The 22,818-nt window shown below is 45.0% G+C and carries 18 protein-coding genes and 1 tRNA gene (1 of these 19 running past the window's edge); 4 read left to right on the forward strand and 15 right to left on the reverse strand.

Annotation, left to right across the window (positions count from 1 at the left end):
• The 3 genes from UWK_RS09465 to UWK_RS20170 form a co-directional block, all read right to left on the reverse strand.
• A protein-coding gene (locus UWK_RS09465; protein ID WP_015404146.1) for a hypothetical protein crosses the window boundary here: on the reverse strand, positions 1 to 280 show its 5' portion. The gene continues 5 nt to the left of window position 1, outside the view; the window shows 280 of its 285 coding nt (coding positions 1-280); the start codon lies at positions 278 to 280; the stop codon falls past the left edge of the window.
• A 132-nt stretch (positions 281 to 412) separates the two neighbouring features.
• Positions 413 to 3,007, reverse strand: coding sequence for an ATP-dependent chaperone ClpB (gene clpB, locus UWK_RS09470; protein WP_015404147.1), 2,595 nt, complete (start codon positions 3,005 to 3,007; stop codon positions 413 to 415).
• A gap of 216 nt (positions 3,008 to 3,223) precedes the next feature.
• Positions 3,224 to 3,565 (reverse strand): IscA/HesB family protein, encoded by a 342-nt coding sequence (locus UWK_RS20170; RefSeq protein ID WP_407637454.1) that lies wholly within the window; start codon positions 3,563 to 3,565, stop codon positions 3,224 to 3,226.
• Positions 3,566 to 3,879: 314 nt separating this feature from the next.
• Between UWK_RS20170 and UWK_RS09480 the strand changes: the two genes are divergently transcribed.
• Both UWK_RS09480 and UWK_RS09485 read left to right on the forward strand, forming a co-directional pair.
• The gene (locus UWK_RS09480; RefSeq protein ID WP_015404150.1) at positions 3,880 to 4,965 is read left to right on the forward strand and encodes a 6-phosphofructokinase; all 1,086 of its coding nucleotides are present in this window, start codon (positions 3,880 to 3,882) and stop codon (positions 4,963 to 4,965) included.
• Between the two features lie 8 nt (positions 4,966 to 4,973).
• On the forward strand, positions 4,974 to 5,630 hold the full coding sequence (locus UWK_RS09485) for an endonuclease III domain-containing protein (RefSeq protein WP_015404151.1): 657 nt from the start codon (positions 4,974 to 4,976) through the stop codon (positions 5,628 to 5,630).
• A gap of 43 nt (positions 5,631 to 5,673) precedes the next feature.
• On the opposite strand, the gene UWK_RS09490 is transcribed toward UWK_RS09485, so the two are convergent.
• The 5 genes from UWK_RS09490 to rnr form a co-directional block, all read right to left on the reverse strand.
• Positions 5,674 to 6,027: a flagellar basal body rod C-terminal domain-containing protein gene (locus UWK_RS09490; RefSeq protein WP_041916846.1), complete on the reverse strand. Its 354-nt coding sequence runs from the start codon at positions 6,025 to 6,027 to the stop codon at positions 5,674 to 5,676.
• Positions 6,028 to 6,304: 277 nt separating this feature from the next.
• Complete coding sequence (locus tag UWK_RS09495) at positions 6,305 to 7,651, reverse strand: dynamin family protein (RefSeq protein WP_015404153.1); 1,347 nt, start codon at positions 7,649 to 7,651, stop codon at positions 6,305 to 6,307.
• A gap of 214 nt (positions 7,652 to 7,865) precedes the next feature.
• Positions 7,866 to 8,609, reverse strand: a complete 744-nt coding sequence (locus tag UWK_RS09500; protein WP_041916847.1) for an RNA methyltransferase — start codon at positions 8,607 to 8,609, stop codon at positions 7,866 to 7,868.
• A gap of 101 nt (positions 8,610 to 8,710) precedes the next feature.
• Positions 8,711 to 9,220: a hypothetical protein gene (locus UWK_RS09505; RefSeq protein WP_015404155.1), complete on the reverse strand. Its 510-nt coding sequence runs from the start codon at positions 9,218 to 9,220 to the stop codon at positions 8,711 to 8,713.
• Positions 9,221 to 9,364: 144 nt separating this feature from the next.
• Positions 9,365 to 11,575, reverse strand: coding sequence for a ribonuclease R (gene rnr, locus UWK_RS09510; RefSeq protein ID WP_015404156.1), 2,211 nt, complete (start codon positions 11,573 to 11,575; stop codon positions 9,365 to 9,367).
• 238 nt (positions 11,576 to 11,813) lie between these two features.
• Between rnr and UWK_RS09515 the strand changes: the two genes are divergently transcribed.
• Positions 11,814 to 13,877 (forward strand): RelA/SpoT family protein, encoded by a 2,064-nt coding sequence (locus tag UWK_RS09515; RefSeq protein ID WP_228130007.1) that lies wholly within the window; start codon positions 11,814 to 11,816, stop codon positions 13,875 to 13,877.
• A gap of 140 nt (positions 13,878 to 14,017) precedes the next feature.
• On the opposite strand, the gene UWK_RS19830 is transcribed toward UWK_RS09515, so the two are convergent.
• The 6 genes from UWK_RS19830 to UWK_RS09545 all read right to left on the reverse strand — a co-directional run bounded on the left by UWK_RS19830 (position 14,018) and on the right by UWK_RS09545 (position 20,367).
• A complete protein-coding gene (locus UWK_RS19830; RefSeq protein ID WP_015404158.1) occupies positions 14,018 to 14,566 on the reverse strand; it encodes a TSCPD domain-containing protein in 549 nt (182 codons plus the stop codon).
• A gap of 4 nt (positions 14,567 to 14,570) precedes the next feature.
• Complete coding sequence (gene aat, locus UWK_RS09525; RefSeq protein WP_015404159.1) at positions 14,571 to 15,239, reverse strand: leucyl/phenylalanyl-tRNA--protein transferase; 669 nt, start codon at positions 15,237 to 15,239, stop codon at positions 14,571 to 14,573.
• A gap of 81 nt (positions 15,240 to 15,320) precedes the next feature.
• Positions 15,321 to 15,683 carry a PilZ domain-containing protein gene (locus tag UWK_RS09530; RefSeq protein WP_015404160.1) on the reverse strand — a complete coding sequence of 121 codons (363 nt, stop codon included), beginning with the start codon at positions 15,681 to 15,683 and terminating at the stop codon, positions 15,321 to 15,323.
• A gap of 132 nt (positions 15,684 to 15,815) precedes the next feature.
• On the reverse strand, positions 15,816 to 17,864 hold the full coding sequence (locus UWK_RS18495) for an ATP-binding protein (RefSeq protein ID WP_015404161.1): 2,049 nt from the start codon (positions 17,862 to 17,864) through the stop codon (positions 15,816 to 15,818).
• A 62-nt stretch (positions 17,865 to 17,926) separates the two neighbouring features.
• Positions 17,927 to 19,567, reverse strand: coding sequence for an acetolactate synthase large subunit (locus UWK_RS09540; protein WP_015404162.1), 1,641 nt, complete (start codon positions 19,565 to 19,567; stop codon positions 17,927 to 17,929).
• Positions 19,568 to 19,650: 83 nt separating this feature from the next.
• Complete coding sequence (locus UWK_RS09545) at positions 19,651 to 20,367, reverse strand: sulfite exporter TauE/SafE family protein (protein WP_015404163.1); 717 nt, start codon at positions 20,365 to 20,367, stop codon at positions 19,651 to 19,653.
• 179 nt (positions 20,368 to 20,546) lie between these two features.
• Here UWK_RS09545 and UWK_RS18500 point away from each other — a divergent pair, with 179 nt between their 5' ends.
• Positions 20,547 to 22,439, forward strand: coding sequence for an AAA family ATPase (locus UWK_RS18500; RefSeq protein WP_015404164.1), 1,893 nt, complete (start codon positions 20,547 to 20,549; stop codon positions 22,437 to 22,439).
• Between the two features lie 117 nt (positions 22,440 to 22,556).
• Here UWK_RS18500 and UWK_RS09555 read toward each other — a convergent pair.
• A tRNA-Ala gene (locus tag UWK_RS09555) sits at positions 22,557 to 22,632 on the reverse strand.
• Between the last annotated feature and the right edge of the window lie 186 nt (positions 22,633 to 22,818).

Raw genomic sequence — 22,818 nt, forward strand, 5'->3', positions numbered from 1 at the left:
CTTTCAGCCACTTGTCGAGAGTGGTGATTATCTTCCTGGCCTGCTCGGCACTGGAGATGTTGAATTTGGATTTCGTAAGGTACTCTCCGTTGCGTTTTTGGTAACGTCTGATGGTGAACATCTCTTTGGTGAACTCGTTTTTCGCCCGACTCCAGTTCTTGTACCGGAAGATGATGGTGGCCCAGGCACCCTTTGTTAGAATTTCCTTGTCCAGTTGTTGGACAAGGACCTGTCCGTCTTCTTCGTACTGTATGGTAATATCGTTGACGTCACTGGCCATTATATGCTCCGAGTTGCGGGTTGAGTAGTTTAAGTGTTGAATTTTATGGTGGCTATGCAAACATATCCTGAATAAAAAAGAAAGAGGGAAAGCATCGACCGTTATGCTCTCCCCCTTCTTTGTTTTACGTGTTTAGCTGGCGGTGAATGTAAGTACTCCTTCCTGTAAGGCTACTTCGGCTGTACTTCCTTCAGGATACTTTCCTTCCAGGATTTCCATGGCAAGTGGGTCTTCAAGGTGACGCTGGATTGCCCTTTTAAGGGGTCTTGCTCCAAAGAGCGGGTTGTATCCGCTTTCGACCAGGTATTGCTTGGCATTTTCACTTATTTTAAGAGATATCTTCTTCTCCTGCAGTCGTTTCCTGAGGCGTCCCAACTGGATGTCGATGATTTCCGACATGTTCTCCCTGGAAAGGCTGTGAAAGATGATAGTTTCGTCTATCCTGTTTAAGAACTCTGGTTTGAACTGCTGGTTGAGAATTTCTTCAATTTGCCCAGCGATACTCGCTTCGCTTTCCTTATCTTCCGCCATCTTCATTATAAGATCACTACCAAGATTAGATGTCATAATCATAATCGTGTTTCTGAAATCGACAGTCCTTCCCTTGCCGTCAGTCATGCGTCCATCGTCAAGAACCTGAAGGAGTACATTGAAGACGTCGGGGTGGGCCTTTTCAATTTCATCCAGGAGGATGACGGCGTAAGGACGTCTGCGTACTGCTTCAGTGAGGTAGCCACCCTCGTCATATCCAACATAGCCTGGAGGGGCTCCAATGAGTCTTGCAACGGAGTGTTTTTCCATGAATTCAGACATGTCGATACGAACCATAGCTTGCTCGGAGTCAAAAAGGAAGTCGGCAAGGCTTCTGGCCAGCTCTGTCTTCCCGACTCCGGTTGGTCCTAGAAAAATGAATGAGCCCAGTGGCCTGTCAGGGTCCTGAAGGCCTGCTCGTGCTCGTCGCACAGCATTTGATACTGACTGAATAGCCTCTTTCTGACCTATGACACGCTTTGCCAGTGCTCCTTCTGCTTGGATGAGTTTGTCTTTTTCTCCTTCGAGGAGTCTGTCAACCGGGATACCTGTCCACTTGGCAACAACCATTGCGATGTCTTCGCTACTCACCTCTTCTTTGAGCATGTGCTGGCTTTTCTGGATCTCCTGGAGCTCAGATTTGGCATTGTCCAGTTTCTTTTGCAGTTCGACAATTTGTCCATAACGAATTTCTGCTGCCTTGCTCAGGTCACCGGCTCGTTCAGCTTTTTGCTCTTCAATCTTCGCCTCATCGATGTCTGCCTTAGCCTGGCGGATCGCCTGGATCATGTCGCGCTCAATGGTCCACTGCCCCTTAAGGGAGGTTAGTTCGTCGTTGAGATCGCCAAGTTTTCTGTTTATTTCATCCAGTCTCTCCTTGGAAGCCTTGTCCTTTTCACGTTTCAGTGCTTCTTTCTCGATTTCAAATTTGATTTTGATGCGTTCAAGGTTGTCTATTTCAGCAGGCATGGAATCGATTTCAATGCGCAGTCTGGCGGCCGCTTCATCGATCAGGTCAATAGCCTTGTCCGGAAGGAAACGGTCGCTGATGTATCTGCTTGAGAGTACAACGGCTGCAACAGTTGCTGAATCCTGTATGCGAACTCCGTGGTGCAGTTCGTATTTTTCTTTGATGCCACGGAGGATGGCAATGGTGTCCTCCTCGCTGGGTTCCTCGACAAGTATTGGTTGGAATCTTCGTTCAAGGGCCGCATCTTTTTCGATGTATTTACGGTACTCGTCAAGCGTGGTAGCTCCAATGCAATGGAGATCACCTCGTGCCAGTGCGGGCTTAAGCATATTGGAGGCATCCATTGAGCCTTCCGCAGCGCCTGCTCCGACAAGAGTATGAATTTCGTCAATGAAGAGAATGATTTCTCCGGCTCGTTTTTCAACTTCCTTGAGTACTGCTTTGAGCCTGTCCTCAAATTCACCTCTGTACTTAGCGCCGGCAATCAAGGATCCCAGGTCGAGTGACACGACTTGTTTTCTTTCAAGGGTGGCCGGAATGTCACCATTGACAATCCGAAGTGCGAGTCCTTCTGCAATGGCAGTTTTTCCGACACCCGGTTCGCCGATAAGGATAGGGTTGTTTTTGGTCCGCCTGGAGAGAACTTCAATAATCCTCCGGATCTCTCCATCCCGTCCAATCACTGGATCAAGTTTTCCCTGTCGCGCAATATCTGTCAGGTTGCGAGCATACTTTTCAAGGGCCTGGTATTTTTCTTCAGGGTATTGGTCGGTTACCCGTTGGTTGCCACGAATTGTGGTGAGTGCCGTGAGAAAGTTTTTTTCATTAACACCCAAAAGCTGAAGCATTTTGGAACTTTTAGATTTTCCGTCCTGAATGATAGTCAGAAAAAGATGCTCCTGGCTGACAAAGTCATCCTGCATCTGGTTTGCTGTCTTGAAAGAGTTGTCGATTATTTTTCGGAGGTCGTTTGACAGGTATGCCTGGCCCGCACCACCACCGCTTACCTGTGGAATGTTCTCTATGAGTTTGCCAGTTTCCATGAGAACCTTTGATGGTTCTATTCCCATTTTTTGAAGCACTGGAACAACAACTCCTTCAGGTTGTTCCAGAATGGCTTTTACCAGATGTGAAATTCGTATTTCCTGGTTGTTGTTGTTCTGGGCAAACTGCTGAGCAGCCTGAATTGCTTCTTGCGATTTTATCGTTAACTTGTCGAATTGCATGGTTCTTCTCCCTTTTTATCTTTTTATGTGGCGATCACATAAATATATTGTAAAACCAGATAACTAAATCCAGTATTGTTTATCGTTTCAAGCAAAAATAAGGACGAAAAAAGGATGTGTCAAGTTTATGGCAAGAAAATTGCATCAAGGTGAAGAGAGACAAAAAAAAGTGGTGAATCCTGGAGAGGATTCACCACTTGGTAAGACTAAAAATGATCAGCCGCAACCGCCTGATCCGCAGGATCCTGAGCTGCAACCGCCACCCCCTCCAATGGAGTTGGCAGAAGTGATTCCAAAACCTGAACGCGGTCCAGCATCAATAAATTCTACCTTGATGGAACCACAGGTGTTCATTAAACCTTCTTCAACCAGAAATGTAAGTTCGTCCTGGTCGTAAACTTTATCGTTGTCTTTTGGCTCATCCAGAGCCAATCCCAATGATGGGCCAGCTCAGCCGCCCTGCATTAAAGCAATACGAAGAGCAGAACTGATATTGTTCTGTTCCAGATATTCCTTGAGCTTTACAACTGCCTGGTCTGTTACTGTAAAATCAGACATGGAAACCTCCTGTGAAAATAAAAATATAACAAATAAAAAAATATTTGTTTCATTTGCCTATTAAAAATAATGTAATCTGACCGCGAGGTTGGATTATTCTTTTCATCATCTGTAAAAATGATATCATACAATCATAATAACTCACCTAGAGAAGTCAATCCTTGTTCTGTGAAAATCATTCCTAGGAGGGTTGCCAGACCCTGTGAAAAGTTGATTTGAAGAAACAAATTAGTGAAAAATATCAAGTAACTGTATTTTGTTTCTATATAATATTTCATGTTCTAGCTAAAAAGTGAAGGGAAAAGGTTTTTTATATGAAAAAAATAGTTATTTCTACTGGAGGCGGTGATGCGCCGGGGTTGAATGCCGTTATTTATGCTGTGGTCCATGCATGCTATAAACGGGGATGGGAAGTGTATGGTAGTCGAAGTGGCTACATGGGGCTGTTGGACGTAGATGAACTGGTTCGCCTTGGACTTGATGATGTGGAAGATATCTATTCCACTGGGGGAACTATAATTGGTTCAACCAACAAGGGTGATCCCTTTGCCATGCCCGTTGAGAACCTGGCTGGTGAGATGACAGTTGTCGATGTTTCGGATAAAATACTGCACAATTTCAGACGAATGAGGTTTGACTGTCACATTGCCGTTGGTGGTGACGGGAGCCTTGAGATAGCACGAAAATTCGCTGAAAAAGGAATGCCTGTTATAGGTGTGCCAAAGACCATTGACAATGACCTGGAAGCAACAGACCGTACCTTTGGTTTTGATACTGCAGTGTCAACGGCGACCGAGGCTCTGGATAAACTTCATTCAACTGCTAAATCCCATGATAGGGTCATGGTTGTTGAGGTGATGGGACGAGATTCCGGCTGGATAGCCCTCTATTCCGGAATTTCAGGAGGTGCTGATGTTATTTTGATACCTGAGATTCCCTTTGATATGGAAAAGGTCTGCGAAAAAATAATGGACAATGCCCTTCATGAAAAACATTATGCCATCATTGTTGTCGCTGAAGGTGCTGTTGCTGCAGGCGGCAAAGTGATCAGTAAAGGTATGGGCGAGGTGGGGCGTAGTGAACTGCTTCTTGGTGGGGTTGGCGAGTGGGTAGCTTCAGAAATAAGAGCCCGAACAGGAAAAGACACTCGGTCTCTCGTTCTTGGACATCTGCAGCGAGGGGGATCTCCAACGACCTTTGATCGTCTGCTTGCCATGCGCTTTGGTGCTGCGGCAGTACGTCTTATAGAAGAAAAGAAATTTGGTCATATGGTCGCATTGATTTCTCCCAACATGAGTGCTGTCCCACTCGAAGACGCTGTGAAATCGCGTAAAAAAGTCGATTTGAATAATGATAAGGTGTTTACTGCCAGGGAAATTGGCATTTGTCTCGGGGATTGATTTGAGCTATGAAGCAAGAGAATAATAATCTTTTCCTGCGTGTTTATGACAGGTTGCATTCCTATTACGGATCACAGGGATGGTGGCCCGGTGAAACACCCCTTGAAATGATGGTGGGAGCAGTTTTAACCCAGAATACAAGTTGGGGAAATGTGGAAAAAGCTCTTGGTAACCTTAAAAATGCCGGCCATCTCTCTGTTTCAAATTTGCTTGAAATGGAACAAGAACAACTTGCCGAGTATATTCGACCATCCGGCTACTATAACATCAAAGCTCGTAGGTTGAAGAATTTATTGCAAATGATTAGTGATAAATATGAAGGGGAACTTACTTACTTTTTAAAAGACAGCCTGGAAGAAAGTCGTGAAAACCTGCTTAAAGTGAAAGGGGTTGGTCCCGAAACAGCCGATGCTATTCTTTTGTATGCTGCTGAAAAACCTGTCTTTGTAATTGATACCTACACGCATCGAGTCTTTTCGCGCCATCAGCTTGTTGAAGAAGATACCGATTATTTTACTTTGCAACAGGAGTTTATGGACAATCTTCCAGAAGATCCTGTGCTTTTTAATGAATTTCACGCCCTGATTGTTGCTGTGGCAAAAGAGTTCTGTAAAAAGGCAAAACCCCGCTGCAGCGATTGTCCGTTACAGCGGGTGGAGGAGTAGTAGCCTGTATATGCGCAGCAGAGCCGAGGGGAGGTGTTACTTGCTATGCTTTTATATTCAAAAGACTATTGGTCATTTCATCTACGGCTGTCAGAGTTTTCAGGTTGGCCTGATAAAATCGGGTATTGAGTTGTGATTCTGGAAGTTCCTGACCCAAATCGACATTTGAGAGTTCAACAAACTCACTTCCATTGTTAGTCTCTGCAAGCACCATTGTCCCAGGGCTGTCAATTGTTTCAACGGTTGCCTTTACTCCCTGTGGGGCTTGATTGGCTAGGGTGACTCGGGATTTTTTGTATCCTTCCGAGGAGGCATTGGCAATATTATTAGCATTGGAGTTCATTTTGGTGCTAAAGGCCTGAAGTCCAGTGAGTGCAGAATTTACAGCGGGTATCATTGTGTCACCAAGTATAAAATGGGTTGAAAGTTTGCAGTTTCTATAGGAACAGATGCGAAAACAATGCCATTGTTTGATGGAATGGGTGAGTTCTTCGATATTCTGTACAATTTCAATTGTTTTTTGTAGGAACTCATTCTCGTCAGTCTCGTTGTTAGGAGGAAAAAGCAACGCCCCTTGTTACGAGAAGGGTGTCTGGATTACACTTTTGTTGTTCGGTGTGGTCAGGCAGTGGGTGTCCCTGATCCAGTGGCCCGGTATTTCAGGGTACACGTTTTCACGATCTTAATTTGTCGTAATATTTTTTCAGATCTTCATCAAGGAAGTGGTGTATCTTGTTCAGATTTGAAGAATGTGCCTGCCAAATGTCTCTGGCGTTGATGTTTTGTAAGATTTTGTTGGTTGCTCCTGCCATTTTATTCCAGAGATTCCTGCGGTATTCATTGTCCAGTTGGACCAGGTCGCCACTGTTCGAAAGCGTTTTCTTGAGTAGTCCTTTGAATCCAAAATTTTTGAAGACTAACAGGCCAATTGTCAGGGTGCCGCAGAGAAAAATAAGGGGAACAATCAGGTTCGTAATAGAAAAAGCTTCTCCTCGCAGGGATGATATCAGGGTTTGTCGTGGCAGAGAGATCAGGCTGTTTGTTAAGACGTCACCGAAACAAAAGAGACCAGCAGCAAGACCAACAGTTACCTTTCCTATTTTCCTGAAGAGCTTTCTCCCTCTCTGGGTAAACTCAGCAAGGGCCTCGCAGACTATTTGCAGTTCGTTGACCTGACGGTCAATGTCTTCCAATATATGGTTGAGGCGGAGTCCTGGAGCAGCAAAGATTTTTTCGATGAGTTCCGTCCTTTCCTGAGGCCACAAGTCCGAGGCTTTTATTGAACTTGTCACATCGGGAGAGTAGGTGAGATAGATGTGGGGGATATCTTTACGGCCTGTCATCTGGGACATATTCCAACACAGTGTGCCATAGGAACGTACCAAGTCACTTATATTGTCGCATTCATCAATACGACTCATAACAAATATAATCCTGTCTTCACCTGATTTTTCTGGCAGGGTGTTACGGATTGCTGAATACGTCTCTTTAATTGTTCCCGCCTTGTGCGGGTCAAACATGAGTACAATAAGGTCGGCCATTTTGGCAAATTCACCCAGTACTTCCATGTAGTCATAGCCACGGTCTTTTTCCGTGGTGGCATCAAGCATACCCGGGCTGTCAATGATGGCCATGTCTGCAAATTTTGGTGAATTGATATTTTTGAGGCAGAGATGAGAGGTGAGTTTTTCACCATATTTCTTGAACTTCACAAATGGCAATTGATCATCATTGATGAGTGTAGAGCCAGGGACTTCTTCTGGTCGATGACTTCCTTCTGAGGTTATTACGGTGAAGGCGTCATCTGTTGGGGCCTGTCCAGTGCGCTGTACATTGGTGCCAATAATTTCATTGATCAGGGTGGATTTGCCGGAAGAGTAGTTGCCTATAATAAGAACAATGGGCTTCCATTTCATGCTGGACTCAAGACCACTGAAATCCAGATTATATTTCGAGAACAGTGGTGCTATCTTCTTGTTAACCTTGTTTTGGATTTCAGTCTGTAGTTTAGCTGCAAGCATGAAGGGCTCTCTGTGTAAGGTGTTAAGGGAAAGGAATTGCTAACGAAAAAGTGTGTCGAGCCGTTAACAACAGTATGCCTCATCAGACAATTAAAGACCATACTTTAGCACACTCCGTTTGGGGCTGAAATGAAAAATATAAGAAGACTTCGTTTTTTAACGAACATTGGAGCCCTCATGAACCTGAGGTGTGTGTTTTTGACTTCTGGGGAAGCTATTTTTTGTCATTATGTTGAGGTGACTGAAGCTGACGGCAGATACTCTGTATGAGCTTGGTTTCTTTCGATTGTAATTCCATCCGACCGAAGAATTGTCTGATGTTAAGCATGTAGTAGTCGTGGCTTTTTTCCCGCAAAAAATCAATCTGGTTGAGACTACTTTCAACATATTTAAACATGTTCTCGACTTCATATGATGTGGCCAGTCTGGGTTTTGGGGAAATCTCTTTTTGTTCATGGATCACTGCGTGAAATATTTCATAACAATGGATTGCAACTGCCTGGGCAAGGTTTAGAGAGGAAAAGCCTGATGTCGGGATAGCTGATCGAAAATGGCAGTATTTCAGGTCTTCGTTCGTAAGTCCCCGGTCTTCTGCTCCAAAAAGAAATGCAATCTGATTTTTAGGGAGCAGAGGCAGAATGATTTTCATGATATCACGTGGGCTGTTTCCAGGTCCCCGATGTTTTCCCTTACGCGCAGTGGTACCGATAATCCTGGAAAATGGTTGTAAGGCGTCACCCAGATTTTCGTGAAACTCCATGGCGTCAATGAGGTGTGCCGCATTATGCGTGGCCAGTTTAATCATCCGCTCATGATTCGGATATTCATTGGCGACAACAATAATTCGAGTAATCCCCATATTCCATGCCGCACGTGCGGCGGAGCCAATATTTTCCGGATATTTGGGGTTTACCAGGACAATGGCAATATTATCTAAAAGATGATGGTTTTGTGGCATGATATATTTGGTAGAAGATAAATGAAAAACGGCCATGAAACTGGTAATGCTGTTTCATGGCCGTCGTTACGTGATTTTACCCGACATTGCATCGGTGCGGTTTATCTCGCTATCCCATCCTCAAGAGAAACCCTGCTTATTTTTTCGTACTGTTCAATCTGTTTGTCAGGACTGGTGGGCATTAAACGTTTTAACAGAGGAACCACACCTCTCTCGGATTTTTCAAAAAGGCTTTCTGCCTCCTTTAGGGTGATCTGCCAGGCGGGAGCAAAGCCTGGTGCTTTTTCAAACATCATGTCAAGTGCAGTCTGGTAGAGATAGTATTGTCGGATTTCCTTGCGGCCAGGTTTTTGGTTCAGGGACTGAACGGTGATGCGGAGATTGTCCCTTTCCTGCTTGAGAATTTCATATTTCTGTTTTCGCCTTTCGTTTTCCTCGGAGTCTATTTCCAGTTTTGTGTGCAGATGAGTGCGCAATTTAGTCACCTCTTTCCTGAGTTCACGACGTCGCAGATATCCACGAATCATAATAAAAAGACAGAAAAAAAGGCCAATAGCGAGTCCTTTTGCAAAGGGATTGTCGATGATCGTGGTAAGCCAGTTCATGTCCATATTCGAGAGCCTCCAGAAAGACGGTTAAAAACGGTCTGCAGGGATTTAAAGGATTATTCTCATGTACTCTTTCAACTTTTTATGCGAAATGTCAATTCAAGTCAAGTGGCAATGGTGGGGAAGAATTACTGACAGCATCACCACTCATGGCAGGGGGCCAAAATAGATCCGGTTGTTTCGCAGATCAACATCGAGGACAACAACCTGTAGCAGATCACCAATTTGAAAAGATCTTCCACCGTGCTTCCCGGTTATGCGGTGATGCTTGCCATCAAATATGTAGTAGTCGTCTTTAAGGGAAGTAAGGGAGATTCCACCACTGATAAAGGATTCGGTGAGTTCAACGAAAATGGCAGAACTGGTGACTCCTGAAATAACAGCTTGAAATTCTTCTCCAATTTTATTGTGCATAAAACGAACTTTGAGTCTGTCATTCATCTCGCGTTCAGCTTTCACTGCGATGCGTTCACGGGCGGAAAGAAAGACTCCCATTTCTTTCATTGGTAGACCCGTTTCCTTTTTTTTGATTTTTGTCCTGGCGTTACGAAGGAGGTAGGCCTGTAATGTGCGGTGTACTGTGAGATCCGGATAACGGCGGATTGGTGATGTGAAATGGGTGTAGTCAGTGGCAGCGAGACCAAAATGACCCACGTTCTTTTCATCATATTTGGCCTGCTGCATGGTTCGCAGGAGAAGATTGTTGATCACATACTCCTTTGGGCTTCCCTTCACTAATGCCAGAACTTGACCGAACCAGTCAGGGTCTTGACGTAGAGGTGGCAGATCTATCCCAAGTGAACGTCCGAATTCGACAAATTCCTCAATCTTTTCAGGAGAGGGGCGTTCATGGATCCGGTAGAGTCCGTGAAGGTGTTTGTCGGTGAAGGTTTCTGCCACTGCTTCATTTGCGGCAAGCATGAATTCTTCGATGATTTGATGAGCAAAATTTCTTTCCGTACGGCTGATTGATGAGATCTTCCCCTCATCGTCCAATTCCATAAATGGTTCCGGAATAGTAAAGCCGATTGATCCACGTTGCTGACGCAGGTGCATTAATTCGTTTGCAAGTTCTCCAGCCCATTTTAGAGGGGTAAGAAACTCTTTGTGCTGTTGCCTGACAGCAAGATCATGATCTGTCAGTATTTGTCTGACCGTGGTGTAAGTGAAACGTTTTTTGCTGCAGATTATCGATTTCGCGAAAGATTTGCTGTGGAGATGGCCTTGCCTGTCAAAGTCGAGGATTGCGGTGAATGCATATCGATCTTCATCGGGTACCAGACTGCACAGGCCATTGGATAGCTTTTCTGGGAGCATGGGGATCACTCGGCCCGGAAAGTATATGGAAGTGCCGCGTTCGTAGGCATCCTTGTCAAGTGGAGATCCTGGTTGTACGTAGTGAGAGACATCGGCAATAGAGACGTAAAGCTTGAATCCTTTACGCGTCTTGATGACAGCGATGGCATCGTCAAAGTCCTTGGCGGTTTCTCCATCGATGGTGATATGCTGTATATCTCGCAGATCAAGACGGCCTTGTGAGGGGACAATTGTGTCGCTTATGGCCTCAACCTGTATTTTCGTTTTTTCACTGAATCTGTGAGGAAGGTTGTGTTTTTCTATAACCATCCGCATTTGGACATCCACCAGGTCAGGGTTTCCAAGTACTTCAATGAGCGTGCCCCGTTCATGGCGGCTGTCGTCGCTTTCACCGGTTATTTTTACAATGACAGCATCACCGTTTTGAAGATTTTCAGGGATGTTATCAGTGATGCGAATAGTAAAGGGGTATCTGGTGTCTTCCGGGTAAACAAAGACCTCGCCATTCTGGATAGCTACAAACCCAGCCATCTGTTCCCGGCCACGACCCAGCACTGCCAGTATCTCTGCTTCCGGGCGGCCATCTTTTTTTACATTGTAAATCCGTATGAGGACTCTATCGCCATGGTGAGCATTGGCCATGTTGTTTGGTGACACGAAAGCGTCCTGGGTGTGTTTTAATGCCCCTAATCTGGAGGTGAGGTCGCTGACGAAGCCAAAGCCTTTGGCGTTCTGGTCAATAGTCCCCTCTGCCAGACCATTCTTGGGACCTGGGCTATAGGTGTTTTTATCTATCTGAGTAAGGATTTTTTCATCCGTAAGTCGGATCAGGAGTTTATGAAGCGGTTTTCTGGTGGAAAGTGGCAGATCCAGCAGTTTGAATATGTCTTTGCTGTCTAAGGGGGTTGCCTGTTTGTAGAGAAGCGTTAAGACCTGTTGATAAAGACTGTCTGCTCGTGGTAAGTCCTTATGTTGTTGTTGCTTTCTGTGGCCTGGTTGTTTTGATCTTTTTTTCTGTTTAAATTTACTTTTTCTTTGCATTAGTTTTTTTGCTTTTCCAAGAAGCCTTTAATTTGGTAGAGTTAAAACAAAGGGAGATGGATTCTCAAAGTTGTGAGTATCTCAATATGTCATCATCCTTTGTCCTGTGTAGGATAGTCATTATTGTTTCAAAAGCAATTTTATTTCCGGATTTCCTGTGGGATCTCTATAAAAGAACGATATTTTTTGGTTTTTTATGCAGTATATTCCATTTGACCTAGAATTGTACCGCAGCCAGATGAGGCAATTACTGGGTTCTGGCCCCAAGGCTCACGTGTTTTGGGATGCCCTGGATTTTGCCACGGATGCTCATGATGATCAGTGGCGCAGGTCAGGGGAAGCTTATATAATGCATCCCTGTTCTGTTGCGAAAATTCTTGCTGAGGAGATGGATGTTGTTGATCCAGAAATACTCTCTGCTGCCCTGCTTCATGATACTGTTGAAGATGTCGATTATGTAACGACCCAGCTCGTCGGAGAAAAGTTTGGGTCCTACGTGGCAGCAATTGTTGAAGGCTGTACCAAGGTGACAAAGGACTCAAGCGATAAGCAGGCACTTTCAAAGAAGGTACATCGGAAAATATTTTCAGGAGCGGCCCTCAGGCCGGAGGTGATGCTTGTGAAGCTTGCAGATCGTCTGCATAATTTACGAACCCTTGGGGCCATGCCCAAACGTAAACGCCAGAAGATTTCCGATGAAACCCTGGATATCTATGCTCCTCTAGCCACTGTTTTTGGACTCTTCAGTTTGAAGCGGGAAATGTACAATCTGGCATTGTCCTATAAATTCCCCAAACAGGGGGCCAAACTACTTAGTCAGATACGACAGTTAGCACAATCTCCAGAAGCCACTGAAATCGTACAGCTTCTGGAGAAAAATACTCGGGAGGTCTGGCTGAACGCAGAGGTCACAATCCGGACCAAGGGGCTCTGGGCCTATTATGACACATCAAATCGTATTTTAAGAAAAGAGATAGATAACCCTCTTGAAATACTTATTATTGCTGAAAATGCGCAGTCCTGTTATGCCATTTTAGGTATTCTGAACCAGACCTACCCGCCCATTCCGCGGACCATCCGTGATTTTATTGCAAATCCTAAACCCACCGGATATCAGGGACTGCATGCCCGAACCAATATTAAAGGGCAAAAGTACCTGTTCAAAATTCGAACGGAAGATATGGCTCGCAGGGCTCAACGTGGCTTGTTTCAGGACTGGAGCTCTAAAAGCAATACTCAGAGGCGCTTTATACGGGAAATCAAGGAGTTGTTTGGTGTGATTGCATCTGGTGATGTTGCCTCCTACCGGGAGGTGATAGCGGCCAGTGGGAAAAAAGAAATTTACACCTATACCCCGGGAGGGGATCTTTTCTGTCTGCCTGCTCAATCCACCGTACTTGATTTTGCCTTCAGGGTTCATACTGATATCGGTCACAGCTGTACTGGGGCAATGATTGGCAGTAGAAAAGTCTCTGCCAACCATAGGCTTGCCGATGGAGATGTCATTCGGGTTCTGCGAACGGATCATCCGCTGCAGTTTCAGCCCGCAATGCTGGCTCTTTGCAGGACTCCCAGGGCACGGGCGGAGCTTTCGAGAACATTTCGGATTCGCAGGCAGAAACTCTCACAGGTTATAGGTAGGTCAATTGTAACGCAGGAGATGCTTAGATATGGTCTGCCCTTTGATCTTTTAGAGAAAAAGGAACTGCAGCAGGTGTTGCACCATTTCAGTTTGACTCACCTTGATGAGCTTTATATCCACTTGGGAGAGGGAAGGGTCAGTCTGTCTCAGTTGATTCCCGAAATTAAAGAGAAGTTGTATCAGGGAAAATCTCCTCTTGTGAATCCGACGGGACAGTTGAACAGAGTGGAGCTAGACACACTTGATCCAGTGACGATTAAAATATCAGCCTGTTGTAAACCGAGCCCAACAGATAAGGGGCTTTTTGCATTTTTCAGTGAAAGAGGACTGTCTATCCATCATAAAGAGTGCCCTCAATTGAAAAGAACAAAGTTTCAGCGGGAAGATATTGTTAACTTGCGTTGGGATCTTCGAAACACCAGAGTGGACAAGATCCAGTCACTGGTTATTATGGCAGCGACTCAGCATAGAGTAATGATGCTGCTTGGGGTGGCTCCTGTTGAAATGCGTATTGTGGATATTACGCTTCTTTCAAAAACACCTACTCCAAATCCAGCCTGGGAGATAAGGTTCCAGGTGCCGACCTTGTATGTTCTTAGAAAGGCACTGCGTCACTTTGATAAATCCGCATTAGTCTACGAGTTTGATTTTGAGTACTAGTGTCCGCATTTCCTGGAAGTTGAGGTGTCGTTTTTGTCGTAAATCCAGGCGGCAAGTTGTTTGTCCACAAAAGATTCACCCCCATCAAGGGGGCTGAAAATAGCATGGGAAATACGGGTTAGTGCCGAGTGGACGATGAACTAATCAATGATATCCCTCCGATAACTGCGTAAAACTGTGGTAAGCATATCGGGAAGGTCATTTTTCTGTCTCGAGCTTCTCTGCAACTGTTTAATTGTCTTTTCAAGGGTAAGAACCTCACCAAGGAAAACATTGCGAAGAATGAGGGATACCAGCCTGGTAATTGTGGTTAGGTTGGAGATGCGTGACTGAAGATGGTCGTCTCTGTCAAAGGCTGTGGATGCAAAAATTTCGACTGGATTACCTTCAAGTTCACTCACTGACACATACCAGGTGTTCAGCTCACGATCCCGGGTGCGAAAGCGCACTGCATCGAGAACTTCCGGGAGTTCTTGAAGCTCTGAAACCTGGCATCCATTTTTTGCGCTTCCTTCACGCCCCAGGTCAGATTTGATGAGGTTGCAGATGCGTTTGATGGTTTCTGGTTTTTTCTGAATAGTTGTGACGAGATTCAGGCAGTCTTGACAAAATTCATTACCATGGGTTTCTTTCAGGGTGGTAATTTCACCACAGCCATCACATCGTTCGTTATTATTGTTTTGGGTCATTGTATCACTTTTGTTTGGGTGTATTGGGGATATGGAGTTGCAGCAGTTGCCTGAATTCTTCACCTTTTATTTCACGACCACCGAATGCGAGTAAGTGTTTAGTGGTCATCTGGCAGTCGATCACTGCAAAATTCCGTAGTTTTAAATGGTTAACAAGCGCTACCAATGCAGCTTTCGATCCATTGCTGATCCGTGTGAACATGGATTCGCCGAAAAATACTTGACCCAATGCTACACCGTATAGGCCACCTGCCAACTCATTGTTTAGCCAGCATTCGACTGAGTGTGCGTATCCGGCAAGGTGTAAATCAATATAGGCCTCTTTCATTTCGTCACTAATCCAGGTACCTTCTCCATTTTGGATCCTGATATCAGCACAGGAACTGATCACTTCGCTAAAATTTTTATTAAAGGTAATTGTAAAGTTGCTGTTTTTGAGAGTTCGGGTCAGTCGTCTGGAAACTTTAAATTCATCCGGAAAGATTACCAGCCTGGGATCAGTAAACCACCATAAAGGAGGTTCACCCTGCGAGTACCAGGGGAAAATACCACTGGAGTATGCAGCCAGTAATCTTGGGATGGAGAGATCCCCTCCAACGGCGAGAAGACCGTTTTCCTCGGCAAGTGCGGGATCAGGGAAAACAGGCTCATCTGTAAGCTGGAAAATCGACATGGCTTAATCTACCGAGAAGGAGAGTCCCTGTCAATTAGCTGTTATGGGTGGCGAGAAAAAAAGAGTAGTGCCAGAGAGAAGTCAGTACACTCCAACTGTTTTGTTGTCGATAAAATCTTTCAGATTTTTTCGTTGTGAATCGGTAAGTTCAGTGAATTGAATAGAACGCTGCCTGGTTGAAGCTCTCATAAACGACGACCCGTATGAGATGAGTTTGTCCGAAATGACCTTTGTGGGGATTTTTTCGATGAGAAAATCATCTGAACCAAGGAAAATTCCAAGAATATCTGAAACCGTTCTTGTAGAATCCTCACCCATATATCGAAAAGATAAACCACCCATGCTGATGTTTGTTACCGGGCCGAGAGCATGACGGTTGACTGCCATGGTACCATCTTTGGGGCGGAATCGTGTGAATTGTCGACGTTCTTTTTGAGCTAGCATTTTCTTACCTGTTGTAAAGGTATCCTGAGTTTCTGTTTAGTTACCTAACTGACCTTCTTATATCACTAAAAATACATTGCAATGTGGAAATGGTCAATAGGTATAAATACTCATTTTGGGGTTCGTGTCTTTTTAGCGCCGATTCATAATGATATCGATAAAGGTGTTGTCGCGCTCGTGAATTTGGCCATGAATATTTTGATGCAGAGGCAGAGTAATAATAAAAGAAGCGCCTTTGTCAGGGATTCCCTCGGCTGTTATTGTCCCGTGGTGGCGTTCGATTATTTTTTTACATATGGACAGACCAATACCCGTCCCCTGATACTGCTGTCGGGTGTGGAGTCTTTGGAATATGTCAAATATGACATTCTGTTGGTCTAGCTTAAACCCTATACCATTATCTTTAATACTGATACGGACATAGGTCTGGTTCTCATGTTTCTCAGGAAATATGATGCGTTGAATAGATATTTCCGGGGTACGGTCGGGGTGGACGTATTTTAGACTATTGCCAATGATATTTTGAAAGAGTTGTCGCATTTGCAGCGAGTCAGCTTCAATCACTGGTAATTGCGGATCCACCTTGATCCGGGCATGATTTTTCTCTATTCTTACGGCCAGATCTTCCAGCACAGAATCAATGACTGTCCGTAAGGAGACTTTCTCGAATGGATTGGCCTTGCTGCTGACTCTTGAATAAAGCAGCAAGCCATCAATAAGGTTTTGCATGCGGTTAGCTGAACTTTCTATGCGTTCGAGGTAGGTGAGTCCTTTTGCAGGAAGAGCTGTTGTGAATTTTGTGCGAATTCTGTCACTGAATGCCTGGATGAGCATTAAAGGTTCTTGCAGATCATGGGAGATAATATGGGCAAAATCTTCGAGTTCGAGATTTCTTGTCCGCAAATGTTCTGCTGTGGCTGCCATAGACTGCTCAATTTGTTTCCAGTTACTTATGTCCCGTGTCACTTTTATTATCCCGGTAACCTTCCCTCCAGGTTCTCTGAAAGGTGTGGCGGTAACAATGCATGGGATGATTTTACCGTCACTGCGAGTTATCTTGGTCTCGAGCTCGACCCTTTCGGCTCCTTTCCTTATTTGGGTGAGCGGACAGTCCTCCGTGTGGCAGAGTTTGTCGGAGATGACATCATAACACTTGAACCCCTGAATCTCTTCACTCTTCTTTCCAGTGAGTTGGCAGTAGGCTTTGTTTACCCGGAGCATAGTAAAGTTGCGGTCTATGACATGCATGCCATCGGGGGCACTGTTGAAAATTTGGATGAATTCATCGTTGATGGCAACCAGTGCTGCTTCAACTCTCAGTTGCTCCTTTACTTTTTCGTCAAGGATCGCATTTGTTTTGCGAAGTTCGGAAGTGCGGCAATTAACAGTGGCTTCAAGGTTTTCCTGGACTTCAATCAACTCTTTTTCTGTCTCTTTACGTTCCTCGACTTCCTGTTCCAGTTGCTTGTTTGCAGCAAGAATACTTCTTCTACTGTGGGCAAGTCGTCCGCCGAAAAAGAGAATGCCTGCAATACCCGTCAGGGCAACAAATATATGGCTAAAAATCAATGGCCAGGGCGATTTGTGGAAGGGGATGGGCAAACTGACAGAGATTCCTCCACGAATATTGCCTTCTGGCTGATCGGCTGCCGAGTGGCAGGGATAGCAGGATTCAGAGTAGGGAAGTGGAGCCATGTAGTGAAAGATCTTCTCACCGTTTTCAGTGGAAAAACCACTTTTTTCAGAACTGCCGAGTGCGAATGACTTAAGCCATGGGATCTCCCATGGGTATGGCTTGTTTTCTGGACGCAACGGGGTGAGACTGGTGATATGAAAACTGACCTGTTTTTTTTCCCGACTGATAGCGGCAATTTGCCTGGTCATATACGAGGGGTTTATAAGTGTAAGGAGGCGCCCGTTTTCGTCACGAATGGATTGAGCATCCACAGGGAGGTAGGGGTTTGGAGGGCTGTTTTCGGTTGTGTACACATATACTCCACCATGCATGAGATTCCAGCGTCGCGAAGCTATTATTTGTTCAAAAAATGCCCTGGCAGTGCCATTTGCGATATCATGTTTTTCACGAATATCATCAATTTTATTCCATGTAAATGACGTGACAACAGCCAGGAGCCAGATCGAAATAGCGATAAACCGATAATTTGAAAAGAGTCCTGTCATAAGAGATACAAGTAAATTGTTAGGCTGGCCCCTGCTGAAACAGCCTTGTAATGGCGATTTTTTTAGAGAAGGCAGGTTTTGTTCTGTAGTTCCTGCAGGAAGACTTTTTCGTTCTCAGAGTAATCCACCGGTACTTCAATGAGGTGGACACCAGACGCATTGAGGCATTTGGTTAACACGGTGCTCAACATACCGTTTTCTGTTATTCGATATCCTTTTGCTCCATAACTCTCTGCATATTGTATAAAATCGGGGTTACCAAAATCAAGGCCAAAATCAGAAAAATGCATTCCTCTCTGTTTCCATTTGATCATTCCGTAGCCATTATCACGAAGAATGATGATTACGATATGCAACCCGAGGCGGACTGCTGTTTCAATTTCCTGGGAATTCATCATAAATCCGCCATCTCCGCACACAGCAATAACCTGTTTTTCCGGGTGGACGAGTTTAGCACTGATGGCTGCCGGGAATCCTGCCCCCATAGTTGCCAGGGCGTTGTCGAGCAACAGAGAATGGGAGTGGCAGGCTTTGAAATTGCGGGCAAACCAGATTTTATACATTCCATTGTCTAATGAAACTATAGACTCGTGGGCAACTGTTTGTCTGATATCACTGACGATGTGCTGAGGGGTATTAGGAAATTGATCGTGGCCCTGGTCCTGAAAAACATGGGCGTTGATTTCCTTATGTATTCTTCCAAAGTAATCAGTATTCCGAGAGGGCATATCTGACAGAGCATCTTTCAGCGCACGAAGGGAGTGACTGATATCTCCAAGGATTTCATGCTGTGGAAAATAGACTTCATCGATATCAGCCGGGGCAAAGTGGACATGGATGACTTTCATTGTTCCATGGTTCATGAAAAAAGGTGGTTTCTCTACAACATCGTAACCAATATTGATAATGACATCAGCGCGGTCTATGGCACAGTGAATGTAGTCGTGATCAGATAGTGCGGCGGTTCCAAGACATTGAGGTGAGTGTTCATCCACCACCCCTTTTCCCATCTGCGTGGTGAAGAAGTATAAACCAGTTGCTTGGATCAGTTCGAGTGCTACAGGGCAGATTTGTTCTCTGTTTGCTGCTGCTCCAAAAAGAATGAGCGGGAAACTCGCTTTCTTGATAATTTCTGCTGCCTGGCTGATGGCTTCAGGGTCTGCGACGGGGTAATGGAGAATGCTTCTAGAGACAGGAGTACAGTCCACCTCTTCTGCGGCAATGTCTTCTGGCAGTTCCATATGTACCGGCCCTGATTTTCCATTGACTGCGATGCGAAACATGTCTCTGGTCATGGCAGGTATGGTACCTGCGTTCACTACTTGCTTGGTGAATTTCGTCAGTGGCCCCATCATGCGGACCACATCGAGTATCTGAAAACGCCCCTGTTTACTCTTTTTGATAGGTTTCTGACCGGTAATAAAGACCACTGGCATTCCACCGAGCAGACTATAGGATACCGCTGTTACAAAGTTGGTTGCCCCGGGACCCAGGGTGGAAAGGCATACACCGGGTTTCCCGGTGAGTCGTCCGTAGGTGGCGGCCATAAAGCCAGCTGCCTGTTCATGGCGGGTCAGGATTAAACGAATGGAGGAGTTGTGCAGGGCTTCCAGGAAGGCAAGGTTCTCTTCGCCAGGGATGCCAAATATTGTTGTAACACCTTCGTTTTCCAGACATTGAACCAGAAGTTCTGCTCCGTTCATGAGTTCCTCGTGTAAAGTATGGTTGCTAACCTATTATCGATGTTATAACAATTAAATATTTGTGGTGTGTGAGAGCGCTTCATTTATGAAATTATCATAATGATACCCATTGCTGTTAGAAAGGCAAATATGATTTGCAAATAAAGTTCACGTGGGATTTTTCCATAACAGATCGTACCCAGAACAGTACCGAGCAAAACAAATGGTGCAGAGATCATAAAATAGGTGAAAATCTCAATGGTTGTGAGGCCTTCAATGGCATGAACGGCTGCAATCAGGTAAGAATTGAAAAGAAAAAAACCACTGAGTGTTGCCTTTATCGTGTCTTTCTTCCAGTCATTCATGGCTGTATAAATGATAGTTGGTGGGCCGCCGGCACTGAATGCTGCACCGATTGCCCCCGATAGAAAACCAGCGACGTATGACCATGCTTTATGTAAGGTTCTTGGTTTAGGGCTGCTGAACAGGCTATAGAGTGAGTAGGCTATAAGAAGAATTCCAAGAGTAATACGAATATAGGTTGAACCCACCCGCTTAAGAAGTGTGGATCCAATTATAATACCTGGAACAGCAGCGATGCAGAGCGGAAGGATCTTTTGGATATCGAGGTGTCTGCGCATTTTCAACGAAAGATAGGTGGTGATTACCAGGCTGTTTAGGATACAGAGAGGGATGGCACCTTTAATGTCGATGACAAGGCTGAGAAGTGGGATAGCTACTAATGCAGATCCAAAACCGGTCACTCCCTGAACAAAACCGGCTAACAAAAAAATGATGCTGATGAGCAATGGGGTGAGCATATATATAATTTCCTTGAACAGACGCGCTGTTCTGTATACATTTCTATCAACTAATGGTATTGAAAGCTCTGTCACAATCTTCCGTGAAGATTTGGTGTATCATATACTGCGTTTATTCATTTTTGAGAGAATTTTTTTTTGGGGCAGGCTGACGACTATGAGGTGTGAAATAAAATCATATGCGTATTGAGCAAATAAATAAAGAGAATCCATTTCAGGAGGAGTGTAACACAGGACACTTTTTTGTAGGTGGAGGACGCGGAGCCATTTTAAGTGACATTAAAACAGCCCTTCAGAACCAGGTGGATCTTGTTACCTTGATTGGAGAAGAAGGCAGTGGTAAAACCATGCTCTGCAAAATGCTGAAGGAGCAGTGGAAAACCCGTCACAGGATAATTTTCTTACCACGGTTTGTCGAGTCTTTTGAGGATGTTGTTCGAGTAGCCGCACAGGAGTGTGATCTGCAGTATCCTGCTGACACCAACAGGGCAGATGCAAAAAAAATATTCTTGAATCTGGTGGCCGCTTTACGGGCCAAGGGAGAGTCGCTTCTTCTTGTCTGTGATGAAGCCGAGAAGATGTATCTGGCAACACTGGAAAGAATTCGAAAGATTCTTGATGAAGTGAAGGCTGATGGTGGAGGTCTGCAATTACTTCTGGCAGGGAGAAAGAGCCTTACGGGAAACCTGGAGCAGCTTGTACTTTGTAATTTTGAAAAAATCTCTGAAAAACAATTTTTTCTTTCAGCTCTTGATGACAATGAAACCTGGAGTTATCTGAATTTTTGCGTGCAGGGGCTTCGAGGTGAGGATCAGCAGGAGGTTTTTACCAGAGAGGCTGCTGCCAAGATTGCCTCAATGGGGAGAGGCAATTTACGGTTAATTAATGTATATGCCGAGGAATCTCTTCAGTCATCGAGTGCAGATACTTCATTTCTTGTCCTTCTTGATCATGTGAAAGATGATGGCTCCGGTGTGGAGCTGCTTTCCACTTCCCCCGGTTTTTTATCACAACTTCTTCTGTATCCTAAATATCTTATCGGCTGCGGGGTTGTTGCTATTCTGGTGCTGCTTATTTTTCTGTTTACCGGTGGTGATGAAAAAAAGAGTTCTGGATTTACACCTGATAGGCAATCTGATCCCGTTATTGCTGCGTCTTCGTCTGAGGTTGTCTCCACTCGGGAATCTTCTGACGCCAAGCAAGAACCAGAAAAGAAGGTGTCAGAACCAGTTGTTTCCAAAAAGCAAATTGAAACGATAATAACTGAACCTGTTGCAAGGGAACAAGATACAGTCCATCTTCAGAAGATAGAATTAGTAGAGGTTGTACCTCCAGTCTCTGGTCAATCTCAGGATCTCGAGCAAAGCAGTGTCTCGGTGGCGGTTGTCTCCGAAGAGAAGATCGAGGTGCCTGCGTCAGCGGCCCTGGAAACCGAAGAGGAGGCTATTCATATTCAGGATGTAGGACCGGTGGCGGTTGTTGCTCCAGTCCTGGATGAGCCTCAGGTTCCCGGACACCGAACTCCGGTGGAAATATCTCCTGTGGAAATTGTAGAAAAGTCAGTTCCGTCTGTACCAGAAGTTACCATCTCTGAGCCTGATGTGGAAAATAAAATCACGGTCGACAAGAGGAAACGTTTAACCAGTACCCGCATTGAGAGTAACCAGAAAAAAAAGATATATGAAGAACCTGTTGCGTCCCCGGAAGCAACAGCCGTTTCATCTCAATTATTAAAAGATCCGGTGCTGGCAAGATTTTTTATTGAAGGTGAGAAATGGCTAGCAGGAGATTTTGATTCGAGTTTTAGTATTCAGCTCATGGCTTTGAAGTCTGACTTGGCCGAGGAGAACCTCAGGCAAATAGTGTCCCAACCTGACTACCAGGCAATTGCGGATAAGCTGGTTATGCTTGAAAGGCCATCGGATCCCCCAGTTTTACTGGTTTTCTATGGTATGTATTCAAGCATGTCAGCGGCAAGGAATGCTCGAAACAACATGCCTCTTTTCCTTCGTGACCGTCATCCCTATCCTATCTCGGTACGTGGGGCTGTGGAAAAGGCTCGTGTGGAATAATTCGCTTTACCTTGCGAACAGACAGGACTTGTTTGTGTAATAAGGTTCCATGAGCGGGGTGATGGCAGGACAAAAAAAAGACACTTAAGGAAAACTTCCCTAAGTGTCTAATATCTTTGGTGGAGCTGAGGGGGATCGAACCCCTGACCTCATGACTGCCAGTCATGCGCTCTCCCAGCTGAGCTACAGCCCCACAATTTGCCTTATTCGAGCATACGTGTGCTTCTTTACCAACCTTTTTGAGAGGTGTCAACTTTTTTCAAATGCTTTCTTCGAAAGCAAAAGCCCATATTTCTTGAAAAGCGTGAAGACTTTTGGTAGAATTGAAAACTTGATGTGTCGATTGTATCGGAGGTTTTTGTAGCTGCTGTTCCGGTCT

Source organism: Desulfocapsa sulfexigens DSM 10523 (genome assembly GCF_000341395.1).
Classification (GTDB): Bacteria; Desulfobacterota; Desulfobulbia; order Desulfobulbales; family Desulfocapsaceae; genus Desulfocapsa; species Desulfocapsa sulfexigens.